Here is a 13,187-nt window from a genome sequence, read left to right on the forward strand (position 1 = left end):
TTTACACTAGATCTTAGCGCTTGAAGCCACTGTTTCGACCTGTGATCATACTCGTGGCAAGCTGTTGTTATATTTCTTTTGAATGCTATGCCCGCTGTAGCTTCAGTCAAGTAATTAATGCAACGCAAGCTATTTGAAAATGAGTGTTCATGAATATCAACGTTTGTTTTGACAACCGTCTAGTACATACTCCTGCATTTTTTTCCTTAAAAACAGCGCCTATGGACAAATAATTTTAAGGGCTTATTAAAAAAGAAATATGAATATCAGGAACCTATAGGAAGTCTTTGTTAAAATTTGGTTAAATAGTGACTTTTAAGCGCATTTATACAATAATACGCGGCTTCTTTGAGCTTAAAATAAAATATTAAAATAGAGATTTACACATGGCTACTAATTACGTTCCCCTTGATAAAGAAAAGCACAGTGCATTAAAAGTTGTACCAAAAGTTAATTTTGACATGGTGGCTAATACCCATTTAGCCGCTACCACTATTCGTGAATATGCGCAGCTAGCAGGCTCTATGCCGCTGGTGTTTATTGAAGATCCAAAATCTAAAAATGTGCATTCTGTGGCAATGCTCGGGTTAGAGCAAGGCCAAAACTTGTTTTATGCTGAAGGACGCTGGCAGGGACCCCACGTACCAATGAATATTCAGCGTTACCCTTTTGACATACGTCCAGACGGTGACCGCCTTGGTTTATATATCGATGAGAACAGTGAGTTGCTAAGCGACGAAGGTCAGCCCTTGTTCACAGAAGCGGGCGAGGCTAGCGATTTTCTTAAAAATCGTCAGCAATTTTTAACCGAACTGGCTAATAGTGAAGTACAAAATCAGCGTTTTATAAAGCAACTCCAAGCGCTAGAATTACTGGAAGTAATCCAAATTCGTATTGCGTACAGCAGCGGCCAAGCGCGCAATGTGACGGGTATTTTGTCAATAGACGAGAAAAAACTTATCGCTTTAGCCGATGACAAAGTGCTAGAACTGCATAAGTCTGGTTTTTTAGGCGCAGCATATTCGACCATGCTGTCTTTAGGTCAGTTAAATCGTTTAGTTGAGCTGTCGAACAAAACAGACAACCCGATAAAGTCAATTCAAATAGCGCCAGCGACGCCTGCAGCAACCCCTGACGTTGAGCAAGCGCCAATTGCTTAAGTGATCAATAGCGATTACCACGTTGTTATCTTAAAAATATTGTAAAAAACCGCTAAGGCGGTTTTTTACGTCAGTAATGTTACGCCCGCAACAAAGCGAGCTAAATAAGTTTTAAAAAACAAGAACTAATGACCGCAACGTTTACTTTTCAATCTATAACCTTTATTTTATAAATTACCCCTAAGTATATGATAAATATGGTTACTTAACACGAATATAAATTTGGATCTGAACATAAGATTTCTCTAGGTGTATTTTATACGCCATAAAGTGTAAATAAACTTGACATTAAGCGTTGAAAGTCAATAAACTGTCAAATAGTGGGAGAAAGTGGTAAAAAAGGGTTTATTTATACTTTGTTCTTTTATCAACTGTGGCAGCCAGTTTAATAATAAAAATAACATGAGCTACTAACAACTAAAAAGGCTAGGGGTAATGTTCCGCGGCGCTAACGCAATCAATCTTGACACAAAAGGTCGTTTGACGGTTCCCACAAGATACCGTCAATCCCTTATGGATGATTGCCAGGGACAGCTGGTCTGTACGGTTGATAATCGACAATCCTGTTTACTACTTTACCCACTCCCAGAGTGGGATATTATTGAAGAAAAACTAAGTAAATTTTCGACCATGAATTCCGATGAAAGGCGCATTCAGCGTTTGCTTATTGGTTATGCAACCGACGTAGAAATGGATAAAAGTGGCCGTGTGCTAGTCGCACCTACGCTAAGGCAATATGCCAATCTTGATAAAGAGATTATGTTAGTGGGTCAGCGTAATCGTATTGAAATTTGGTCACAAAGCACATGGTTTGCACAAGTAGCAGAAGATCTTAAAATAGAGCAAACGGGCGACTACGAGCAGTCCGAAAGACTTCAGGACTTCTCTTTATGAAAAAAGCCATACCCGAACAAGCCAACGCAAGTGCGACACTCTCGCACCGTTCTGTGTTGCTGCAAGAATCCATTGCAGCCCTTGACATCAAAGCTAACGGTATATACATAGACGCGACCTTTGGCCGCGGCGGTCACAGCCGCGCTATTTTAAGCCAGTTGGGTGACAGCGGCCGTCTCATAGCTCTAGACCGTGACCCACAGGCTATTGAAGCTGGAGCAAGCCTTGCTAGCGACCAGCGATTTAGTATTCATCATTGTGCATTTGCCAACATTAAGACCGTTGTAAACGATCTTGGTTTATATGGCAAAATAGACGGCGTATTAATGGATATTGGCGTATCGTCTCCTCAGCTAGACGATGCCAAGCGCGGGTTCAGCTTTCAAAAAGATGGTCCACTTGACATGCGTATGGACACCGGTTCTGGTGTAAGCGCAGCACAGTGGTTAAATACCGCCAGCCTTAGCGAGATCGCTACAGTCATCAAGCAATACGGAGAAGAAAAGTTTGGCACGCGCATTGCTCATGCAGTACTAGAACAGCGCGTTATTAAGCCCTTAGAAACTACGGCCGAATTTGCGGCATTAATAGATAAAGCCGTGCCGGTCAAAGACAAGTTTAAGCACCCCGCAACACGGACCTTCCAAGGCGTGCGTATATTTATTAATGGCGAGCTTAAACAGCTTGAATTAGGACTTGCTGAATCGGTAGACGTGCTTTGCACGGGTGGCCGTTTGGTGGTAATTAGCTTTCATTCTTTAGAAGACAGAATGGTTAAGCGTTTTATTAAAAGCCAAAGCCAAGGGCCAAAATACCCCTCAAAACTGCCGCTTACCCAAGCCGTGCTTGACCTTGGAAAAATCCTCAAGCCAATTGGTAAGGCTATCAAGCCAAGCGATGAAGAGGTGCAGCGAAATTCTAGATCGCGAAGTTCGGTGCTTAGAGCGGCCATGAAACTATGAGTAAGCCAAGCACGAATTTTAATTTATTAGTGATTGTTATGTCGGACTTGAGCCGGCATTTGTTTCTCTTGGCTTTGTTTTTTTGTGTAATCGCTTCAGCCCTTGCCGTTATTATTAGTAGCCATGAAAATAGACAGCTTGTGATAACACAAGAGCAACTGGTAAAACAAAAGGATGCTTTAGACATTGAGTGGCGACACTTAATAATAGAGCAAAGTGCACTTACCGAGCACAACCGTATTGAACGCGCTATGTCAGAAAAATTGGGCATGAAAAGGCCTACCCGCGAAGACGAAGTCTTACTGAGGGTGAAATAATGACAGCCGTGTCAAGTCCGTCAAAGCCACGAAAGCGAATAGCAAAGAAAAGTTCGCGTCACGCTAAACAAAAAGTCGCCCCTACGCTTTTGCAATGGCGTTTTTGGGTGGTGTTAATTGCGGTGCTAGCCGTGTTTGTCGCCTTGGCCTCTCGCACCGCTTTTATTCAAGTCATCCAAAGTGACCAACTGATTCAAAAAGGCGATAAACGTACTATACGTATTCGCGAAAACGCTACCTATCGAGGCCTAATAAGCGATAGAAATGGCCAGCAACTTGCGGTGAGCGTGCCGGCGCAAGCGGTGTCTGCAGATCCTAAGATAATCGCAGATAATAATTCATTGGAAGATTTGCGTAAATGGGAGGCCTTAGCAGAGGTATTAGACACCGATGTTGACAGATTGATAGGACGCGTTAGCGGCCCCGGCCGCTTTGTCTATTTACAGCGCCAAGTTACGCCGGCTATGGCCACCTTTGTGAGAAACTTAGCTCTGCCTGGTGTGTTTTTACTTGACGAGTCAAAAAGATATTATCCAAAAGGTGAAGTGTCATCACATATTATTGGCATGACCGACGCCGACGATAAAGGCCGCGAAGGTATCGAGAGTCTTTATAATAAATGGCTTACCGGCACGCCTGGTGAACGTAAAATTATTCGCGATGGGAAAAATAGACAGGTTGAAATACTCGAACAGACGGCCGGTAAACAGGGCAACGATGTCACGCTAACCATTGACCAACGCATTCAAGCAATCGCATTTAGGCAGTTAAAAGAAGCTACAATCATTTTTCAGGCCGCGTCTGCGTCAGTGGTCATTGTTGATGTGCACACAGGTGAAGTGCTGGCAATGGCTAATACACCTTCGTATAACCCTAACAATCGCGCAACCATGGAAAGCTATCGCGTGAGAAACAGAGCCATCACCGACGCCTTTGAGCCGGGCTCCGTGCTTAAACCTTTATCCATAATCGCCGCGCTCGAAAGCGGCTATTATGAGAAAGACAGTATAATTGATACCTCTCCAGGCTGGCGTCGATTGGGCGGCAGTCGTATACAAGATGCTAGAAATTACGGCAAACTGAGTATTACCGAAATTATGCAGCATTCTAGTAATATAGGTACCTCAGCGCTGGCCTTGTCTATGCCCAAAGAAGTGCTGATAGACTTCTATTACAATATGGGTTTAATGAGTGAGTCGGGTACTAACATGATTGGCGAATCAAGCGGCCTTTTCCATGAGCGCGCGCGCTGGTCCGATCATGAAATTTCGTCACTTTCCTTTGGTTATAACATTGCAGTTACCACGGTACAATTGGCTCGCATGTATGCCACTATTGCAAACGGCGGTTTGAAGCGCCCGCTGTCGGTGGTAAAGAATATGAATCCGGTCACCGAGCCTGAACGTGTCATTTCAAAGCAGGTGGCCAGTGATGTGCTGCTAATGTTGGAAGCGGTAACGCAAAAAGACGGCACCGCTTACAAGGCGAGAGTCCCAGGATACAGGGTAGCAGGTAAAACGGGCACAAGTTTAAAGGCCTTTGCGGGCAGTTACGGTCAAGAGTATGTTAATATTTTTGCGGGAATTGCGCCTGTTTCAAATCCACAAATTGCGGTGGTAGTGTTAATTAACGAACCAGGCGGTGACTACTATCACGCCGGCGACACCGCCGCGACTGTGTTTTCATCTATTGTGTCAGACACTATGCAAATATTGAATATTCCTCCCGACGCTATGAATATAGACGCAGTAGTGGAGCGACAGCTTAATGCCCGGCGCTAACCTTAGGCTGCACAACGTGCTGCGCTATTTACACATAGACTCAGCCACATTGTGCCAGCGTGACTTTTCAGCGCTTGACTGTTTAAGTTTAGACAGTCGCGCGGTTAACGCTAGCACTTTATTTTTAGCTATATCAGGTAGCCATACCTCAGGTCATCAGTATATTGATATGGCCGCCAAAAGCGGTTGCTCACTGGCTTTTTTAGATACCGCCAAGTCACAGCAGCACGGCATGCTTGAAGAGCGCCGCGGTAAAAGTGAGCATGCTATAAGCTGCTTGTTTGTGCACGATTTACAGCAGAAGCTCGCAGATATTGCCTACTGTTTTTATACTGGTAATAACACCACAAATCAATCACAAAATGCGCTGCCCAGTATTACCGCCGTTACCGGCACTAATGGTAAAACATCGGTGGCATCGTTAATGGCGCAGTTAAGCAGTTTATGTCATGAGCCGAGCGCCAGTATAGGTACACTTGGGGTGAATTTGTTTACTAAAGGCGCGCAACAAAAGCTAAGTGAAACGATTAACACAACGCCTGACATCATTTCGCTTGTTACTACCTTAGCCACGCTGCAAAAAAGAGGCTGCACCAGTGTAATGCTAGAAGCGTCTTCACATGGACTTGCGCAAGACCGCTTGAGTAAACTAAAGGTTGGCTGCGGTGTGTTCACTAATTTGACCCAAGATCATCTTGATTACCATGGTTCTATGGCATCTTACGGTCAGGCCAAGCGTCTGCTGTTAAAGGCCCAAGACCTAAGTGAAATTGTGCTTAATGCCGATGATGATGAGTCGTTAAAGTGGCAAGTTGAGACCTTTGATGAGCAAGCGGTATACTGGTTTTCGCTGCATGATTTAAGTGCAAAGAGGCATGGATGTTGGGCCAGCGAGATAAACTATTCCACACAAGGAATAAGCTTTATGCTGCACGCACGGTTTCCCTATTTTAACGCTCAGCAGCGCGTCACCGGGCCGTTAATAGGTGCGTTTAATGTGGCAAATTTATTGGCCGCAGTAACCGCCTTGCTTGCTCAAGGGTTCTCGTTTGCTGCGCTTGTTGATGCCGTTTCAAGCATTAGCGCTGTTGCTGGCAGGATGGAGCTGTTTACAAGTACAAAAGCCAGCGTTTTAGTAGACTATGCACATACTCCCGATGCACTAAAGCAAGCCTTACTAGCAGCGCGCGTGCATACTCAAGGCAAATTAATTTGTATTTTTGGCTGCGGTGGCAATCGCGATAGCAGTAAGCGAGTGCTAATGGGCCGTATAGCAAAGCAATATGCTGACAGCATTGTACTTACCCAAGACAATTCAAGAAACGAAAAGCCTTCTACTATTATAGCAGACATACAAAAAGGCCTGCATGACTTAGCGCCGCACCAAAGCCTTAGCATTGAACTTGATCGCGAAAAGGCGATTTGCCAAACGTGGCAAGCCAGCAGCGTCGGCGACATTATTTTAGTGGCGGGTAAAGGACATGAAGACTACCTAGAGATCAATAATCAGCGTATTGACTATAACGAAAGAAACATTGTTAGGCGACTAACTAGTGCTGTTGCACCGCGCACAAACACGCCAAGCGCGCAAAGTTCAAGAGGCCCACAATGATAGCCGTTTCTGTCGCGTGGATAGCGCAAAAAATTGAAGCTGCTTGCACGCCAGAGCCTATGCTAGAGAGTGTTGCTAACCAAATTATTAAGGGCGTGAGTACCGACACTCGCTCTATCCGCCAAGGCGATTTATTTATTGCCCTAGTGGGTCCAAATTTTAATGGGCATGACTATGTTGCCGCCGCTATCGATAAAGGGGCTGCTGCGGTAATTGTCAGTGAGCCTGATTTTACATGTGCTATTCCTACCTTAAGAGTCAGCGACACGCGAATTGCCTTAGGCAAACTTGGGGCAGCAGTAAAACAAAAATTATCTCCCAAAACAATCGCTATAACCGGCTCTAGTGGAAAAACTACGGTCAAGGAAATGGTTAATGCAATTTTAAGCACTCGGGGCAAAGTACTCGCAACCAAAGACAATTTCAATAACGATATTGGTGTGCCGCTTACTTTACTAAACCTGAACGAAAGCCATGAGTATGCGGTAATTGAAATAGGCGCTAACCACCAAGGTGAAATTGACTACACCTGCGGTTTAGTTAAACCCGATGTTGCCACCATTATCAACGCTGCACCAGCACACATTGAAGGCTTCGGCAGTTTGTTTGGGGTTGCCCGTGCAAAAAGTGAAATTATTAAAGGCCTGGCGCCAGAGGCGGTTGCGATACTGAATCATGACAGTCAGTTTTTCGAATTTTGGCAAGGTACCTCAAGCACGCAGCAAATACTCACCTTTTCATATGAATCTGATAAGGGTGACTTTCATGCTAAAAAAGTTTCTATCAACTCTGCCGGCTGCGCTGAGTTTGAGATGATTACGCCCATTGGCAGCGTGGCCATAAAATTGCGAGTGCCTGGTATTCACAACGTTGGAAATGCTGTGCTTTCAGCGGCTTTAGCAATAAGTGCAGGGGCTAATTTATCAAATGTTCAACAAGGACTGTTCAATATGCAAAGTGTTGCCGGCAGACTCAGCGTCAAGCAGCTAACGCCGTTTATTAAAGTACTTGATGATACTTATAATGCAAACGTGGGTTCAGTTAAAGCCGCGATTGATTTACTGGCAAGTTTTACTGGCACAAGGGTACTTGTATTTGGTGATATGGGCGAGCTAGGTGACCAAGCGAGTATGTATCATACGCAAATAGGCGAATACGCACAGACACATAATATAGACGCCTTGATTAGTTGCGGTCCCTTAAGTAGGCATGCCAGCAGCGCAATGCAAAGCAAAGGTATCGCCTGTGCTGACACCCAATCTGCATTTGAAGCATTAATTAAAATTATACGGCCACTCATTGCCCGTTCTACGCCGCTTCGTTCAAATACTAGCGTGAGTAAAAATACACTGGGCCAAATGGAACAAAGCACCAGCGTAACTATCCTAGTGAAGGGGTCGCGCGGTGCGGCTATGGAAAAAGTGGTCGAGGCCTTAATGGCATTTGACTTTAGTCAAAGCGATGATGGTTTACTGTCGAACAAAAAGGAGCCTGATTAATGTTATTCTGGCTGGCACAATGGCTTACTCAATACGAAAGTGGCTTTAATGTAATTTCTTATATTACCTTACGAGCAATTTTAAGTACCTTAACCGCGCTACTTATCGCTATTTTAATTGGGCCTAAAATGATTGCGTGGTTAAAGCGTATGCAAATTGGACAAACCGTACGCGATGACGGGCCGCAAACTCATTTGGCAAAATCAGGCACGCCTACCATGGGCGGCGTGCTGATACTTGCGGCTATATTAACCAGCTGTCTGCTATGGGCCGACTTAACTAATAAGTATGTGCTGGTGACGCTGTTTGTGGTGGTGAGTTTTGGCATTTTAGGTTTTGTAGATGACTATCGCAAAGTGGTGCGCAAAGATCCCAACGGGCTTATTGCCAGATGGAAATACTTTTGGCAGTCCATCATTGCCATTGGGGTGGCCTTCTTTTTGTACTCAACCACCACCATGGCGGCCGAAACTTCGCTAATTGTGCCTTTCTTCAAAGACGTTTTACCTCAGCTTGGCCTTTTTTATTTAGTTTTGAGCTACTTTGTTATTGTGGGCACCAGCAACGCGGTTAATTTGACCGACGGTTTAGACGGCCTTGCCATAGTGCCGGTTATATTAGTGGCAGGTGCCTTCGCGATTTTCGCCTACGCCACGGGCAATATAAATTTTTCAAGCTACTTACACATTCCTTTTATTCCAATGACCAGTGAGCTAGTCATTGTGTGCACCGCTATAGTCGGCGCAGGTCTTGGTTTTTTATGGTTTAACACTTATCCGGCCCAAGTTTTCATGGGCGATGTGGGATCCCTATCATTAGGCGCCACCTTAGGCGTGCTAGCGGTGCTGGTCAGACAAGAAATAGTGCTATTTATCATGGGCGGTATATTTGTAGCAGAGACGCTGTCAGTTATTTTGCAAGTGTGGAGTTTTAAAACACGTGGCAAACGCATATTCAGAATGGCGCCTATTCACCATCATTTTGAGCTAAAGGGCTGGCCTGAGCCAAGAGTCATTGTGAGGTTTTGGATCATTTCGCTTATCCTCGTGTTAGTTGGCTTAGCCACGCTTAAGTTGAGGTAGAGTATGAGGCCTCTCGCAAATGCTTATTCTTACGAAAACCAGTCAGTTGCCATTATTGGCTATGGTGTAACGGGTAAAGCATGCGTGGCGTTTTTGCTTAATAAAGGCGCGAAGGTAAGCGTGTTTGACGATTCCTTCAACACTAGCAATAAGCAAAGTCTCGCCAATACTGAAAATCTCACTTTTTGCGAAGTGCATGAAGCCCTTGATTTAAGAGAATTTGACCAAGTAGTGGTAAGCCCTGGTGTTAATTTACGCAAGGCCTTTATACAAAATTATATCGCACATAAGGGGCATGCTAGCGCAGTAATAGGCGACATTGAACTATTTGCACGCCAGCTCAACGAAATCAATAGCGGGCTTGTGCCGGGTGAAAATCCTATTAAAGTTGTTGCGGTTACCGGCTCAAACGGTAAAAGCACCGTGGTTGACATGCTGACCAAAGTGCTGCTCAAGCAGGGCGTGAATGTGGCGCTTGGGGGCAATTTTGGTACCGCCGCGCTAGCACTTATTGCGCCTAATTTTATTTTAGCTGGCAATAATGGCCACAGCGAACAAAACACATCTGCGCCGCGCATCGACATCATTGTACTTGAGCTTTCTAGTTTCCAACTAGAATCTACCTTTAGTTTGTGTCCTGACATAGGCTGCATTTTAAACATTAGTTCTGATCATCTTGACCGCCACGGCTCTATGGCGGCATACACGCTCGCCAAGCAGCAAATATATGCAAATGCTGCCACTGTTGTATTCAATCGAGACGATAGCGCGACATCTCCTTCTTCCTTAGAAAACGCGATAAGTGTCGGCTATAATCAATTTGATGGAGGCCAACTAGGTGATTCTACCAAGCACTTTTATCAAACCAGCAAGGGCATTTACTGTGGCCAGCATTTTTTATTTGATGCAAGTCAGGTTATGGGCATAAGCCAGTTTCAGCTTGTGAACATGCAGGTAGTGTTTGCGTGTTGCCAAATATTGAAGGTTAACCTAGTGCTTGCGGCGCAGTCACTAGGTGAATATAAAGGGTTGCCGCACCGCTTTGAAACGGTTTATCACAGCAAAACAAGCATATGGATAAACGATTCTAAAGCCACTAACCCAGGCGCTTGTTTGGCCGCGCTTGAAAGTTTAGCAAAGCAGGTAAGCCATATTATTCTTATTGCCGGTGGTGATGCAAAAGGCGCCGACATTCAAATGCTTGCTCATGCTATGTCGACGCATGTAGACAGGCTAATTCTAATTGGTAAAGATGCCGACTTATTTACTCAATTTGGCACGCCGTTTACACGCGCTAATTCAATTGAAGACGCGGTTGAAAAAGCAAAGGCGTATGCCGGTGAGCTTGCGCGCAATCATGACAATCCTTACATAGGCGTAATGCTGTCGCCAGCGTGTGCAAGCATTGATATGTTCAACAACTATCAACATCGCGGCCAGCTTTTTTGCCAAGCGGTCACCGCGCAGGTAACCGCGTAATGGATCCTAGCATGCAAAGCACCTCACATAGAATTATACAGCAGTTCAGCCTGAGCGAAATGTTTGCAAATAGGCATGATCACGCAAGTCAGCGCCCTTACAGCTTATTGCTTGTATTGGTCTGCTTAGCCTTATATACCATTGGCTTTATTATTGTGACATCAGCCTCAATGCCCATTGCTGAGCGCATGTACGATAACCCTTACCACTTTGCTATTCGTCACGGTATTTACGTATTACTGTCTATTACAGCCGCATTAATTGTACTAAATATACCCATGCAATTTTGGCGGGTGGTAAATCCCTACCTACTATTTTTGGCCATTGCGCTGCTTATTATTGTTATCGTAAATGGCAAGGCCGTTTATGGAAGTACACGATGGATAGTGCTTGGGCCCATCACTGTGCAGCCTGCAGAGCCTGCAAAACTGTTTTTCTTTCTTTACTTAGCCGGCTATTTAGTGCGCAGATACGAGCAAGTACAAGACAACTTAAGAGGTTTTTTTAAGCCCTTAATTGTTTTTTTTGTGTTTGCTGCTTTATTATTAATGCAGCCCGATTTAGGCACCGTAGTGGTGATGTTTACTACTACCCTCGCACTTTTATTTTTAGCTGGTGCGCGGCTAGGGCACTTTCTTGCGGTCATTTTTACAGGCGCCGCGGCTTTTGCCTTGTTAATTGCTACCTCTGATTACCGACGCGCGCGCATATCAGGTTTTTTAGATCCGTGGGCTGACCCTTTTGGTGATGGCTATCAGCTTACGCAGTCACTTATGGCATATGGGAGAGGCTCTTGGTTTGGAGAAGGTCTTGGCAATAGCTTGCAAAAACTAGAGTTTTTACCCGAAGCACACACCGATTTTATTATGGCTATTTTGGCCGAAGAATTTGGATACGTGGGTATATTGATAGTGCTAGTACTGCTGTTCACGCTTATTGTGAAAGGCTTACAAATAAGTAATTTAGCCTTGTCTAACCAACGTCCGTTTGAAGCGTTTACCGCCTATGGCATTAGCATTTGGATTTGCCTACAAACGGCAATTAACATTGGGGCTAGCTCTGGTTTATTGCCTACAAAAGGACTCACCCTTCCGCTGGTGAGCTACGGAGGTTCATCCTTAATTATTATGAGCATTGCGGTAGCCCTGCTGGTGCGAATCGATTTTGAATTACGGGTGGATGGTGTACATGCCATTTCCCGCAGCGCTCGTTCATCAAGCGCCAAAAAGACGAAAGCGGGCAGAGGCGACGATGAATAAATGCTCATTAGTGATTATGGCGGGTGGCACCGGCGGGCATGTTTTTCCAGGTCTTGCGGTAGCAAGCCTTATGCGCGAAAAAGGCTGGCAGGTAGAGTGGATTGGGACCGCTGATAAAATGGAGGCTCAACTAGTCCCTAAGTACGGCTTCAATATTCATTTTATTAATATCGGCGGTTTACGCGGTAAATCAATAATCACGCAGTTATTAACGCCTTTTAAGCTGGCAGGTGCGCTTTTTCAATCTATTGCCTTATTGCGTAAATTAAGGCCTAGTGCGGTACTCGGAATGGGCGGCTACGCTAGCGGGCCTGGTGGTATTGCCGCTTGGCTGTTAAAAGTTCCCTTAGTGGTACACGAGCAAAATGCAGTGTTTGGCATGACCAACAGATATTTGGCAAAAATAGCGACCTTCACGCTGACAGGATTCGACTTAGCCAGCGTTGTGCCGGCAAATGCTGCCAACAAGTCTTCGCCTTCAAATACACATTATGTCGGCAACCCTATACGCCAAGATTTCTTTGATATTGCCCCTAAACACCGAGCAAATAGCACACAAAGCCTTAATATTCTTATTGTGGGAGGGAGTTTGGGCGCATTAGCATTAAATCAAATCGTTCCCAAGGTGTTAATCACGCTGGGTAAACGTTTTTCAGTGTCGGTAATGCATCAGTCGGGCGCAAATAAACACGCGCAGGTACAAGCGGCTTATCAGAACATGCCAAACGTTGAGGTAATTGAATTTATAGATAATATGCAAAGCGCCTTTAGCTGGTCAGATATTATCATTTGTAGAGCCGGTGCGTTAACCGTCGCCGAGGTTGCCGGCGCCGGCAGAGTCGCGATTTTTGTGCCTTTACCAAATGCGGTAGACGATCATCAAAGCGCAAATGCTAGGTATTTAAGCGATAAAGGCGGTGCTCTATTGATCCAACAAAGCGCCTTAGAAACGTCACTGTTACCCGCTTTAGAGACGGTCTGTTTGTCGCTTGAAAAACGCGATGAAATTGCGTCTATAGCAAGGGCGAGCGCGCATAAAAATGCGACGTTTGAGGTAGCCTCGTTTATCGAAAAAGCAGTGAATGCTAATATGCAAAACAAAAATAATAAGAGGGATTAGCAGTGAAATCACCCATAGCAAG

11 protein-coding genes are annotated in these 13,187 nt (G+C 44.9%); all 11 read left to right on the top strand.

Annotated elements, in window-relative coordinates; all coding sequences use genetic code 11:
• Positions 1-386: 386 nt before the first annotated feature.
• The 11 genes from GPUN_RS10485 (at position 387) to murG (ending at position 13,165) form a co-directional block, all read left to right on the top strand.
• A complete protein-coding gene (locus GPUN_RS10485) occupies positions 387-1,160 on the top strand; it encodes a SapC family protein (RefSeq protein ID WP_006006474.1) in 774 nt (257 codons plus the stop codon).
• 435 nt (positions 1,161-1,595) lie between these two features.
• Entirely contained in the window at positions 1,596-2,054 is a 459-nt protein-coding gene (gene mraZ, locus GPUN_RS10490; protein WP_006006476.1) for a division/cell wall cluster transcriptional repressor MraZ, read from the top strand.
• On the top strand, positions 2,051-3,016 hold the full coding sequence (gene rsmH, locus GPUN_RS10495) for a 16S rRNA (cytosine(1402)-N(4))-methyltransferase RsmH (protein ID WP_006006478.1): 966 nt from the start codon (positions 2,051-2,053) through the stop codon (positions 3,014-3,016). The genes mraZ and rsmH overlap by 4 nt, the downstream gene beginning before the upstream one ends.
• Positions 3,013-3,333 carry a cell division protein FtsL gene (gene ftsL / locus GPUN_RS10500; RefSeq protein WP_040520946.1) on the top strand — a complete coding sequence of 107 codons (321 nt, stop codon included), beginning with the start codon at positions 3,013-3,015 and terminating at the stop codon, positions 3,331-3,333. Before rsmH ends, ftsL begins: the two co-directional genes overlap by 4 nt.
• Positions 3,333-5,114: a peptidoglycan glycosyltransferase FtsI gene (locus GPUN_RS10505; protein ID WP_006006483.1), complete on the top strand. Its 1,782-nt coding sequence runs from the start codon at positions 3,333-3,335 to the stop codon at positions 5,112-5,114. Before ftsL ends, GPUN_RS10505 begins: the two co-directional genes overlap by 1 nt.
• Positions 5,101-6,726: a UDP-N-acetylmuramoyl-L-alanyl-D-glutamate--2,6-diaminopimelate ligase gene (locus GPUN_RS10510; protein ID WP_006006485.1), complete on the top strand. Its 1,626-nt coding sequence runs from the start codon at positions 5,101-5,103 to the stop codon at positions 6,724-6,726. Before GPUN_RS10505 ends, GPUN_RS10510 begins: the two co-directional genes overlap by 14 nt.
• Positions 6,723-8,225 carry a UDP-N-acetylmuramoyl-tripeptide--D-alanyl-D-alanine ligase gene (locus tag GPUN_RS10515; RefSeq protein WP_006006487.1) on the top strand — a complete coding sequence of 501 codons (1,503 nt, stop codon included), beginning with the start codon at positions 6,723-6,725 and terminating at the stop codon, positions 8,223-8,225. Before GPUN_RS10510 ends, GPUN_RS10515 begins: the two co-directional genes overlap by 4 nt.
• A complete protein-coding gene (gene mraY, locus GPUN_RS10520) occupies positions 8,225-9,307 on the top strand; it encodes a phospho-N-acetylmuramoyl-pentapeptide-transferase (RefSeq protein WP_006006489.1) in 1,083 nt (360 codons plus the stop codon). Before GPUN_RS10515 ends, mraY begins: the two co-directional genes overlap by 1 nt.
• Before the next feature lie 3 nt (positions 9,308-9,310).
• Positions 9,311-10,786, top strand: coding sequence for a UDP-N-acetylmuramoyl-L-alanine--D-glutamate ligase (murD, locus tag GPUN_RS13740; protein ID WP_006006491.1), 1,476 nt, complete (start codon positions 9,311-9,313; stop codon positions 10,784-10,786).
• A gap of 11 nt (positions 10,787-10,797) precedes the next feature.
• Complete coding sequence (gene ftsW / locus GPUN_RS10530; RefSeq protein WP_141567280.1) at positions 10,798-12,045, top strand: putative lipid II flippase FtsW; 1,248 nt, start codon at positions 10,798-10,800, stop codon at positions 12,043-12,045.
• On the top strand, positions 12,038-13,165 hold the full coding sequence (murG, locus tag GPUN_RS10535; protein ID WP_006006495.1) for an undecaprenyldiphospho-muramoylpentapeptide beta-N-acetylglucosaminyltransferase: 1,128 nt from the start codon (positions 12,038-12,040) through the stop codon (positions 13,163-13,165). The genes ftsW and murG overlap by 8 nt, the downstream gene beginning before the upstream one ends.
• The last annotated feature ends 22 nt before the right edge of the window (positions 13,166-13,187 follow it).

The sequence above is a fragment of the Glaciecola punicea ACAM 611 genome (genome assembly GCF_000252165.1).
GTDB classification, from domain to species: domain Bacteria; phylum Pseudomonadota; class Gammaproteobacteria; order Enterobacterales; family Alteromonadaceae; genus Glaciecola; species Glaciecola punicea.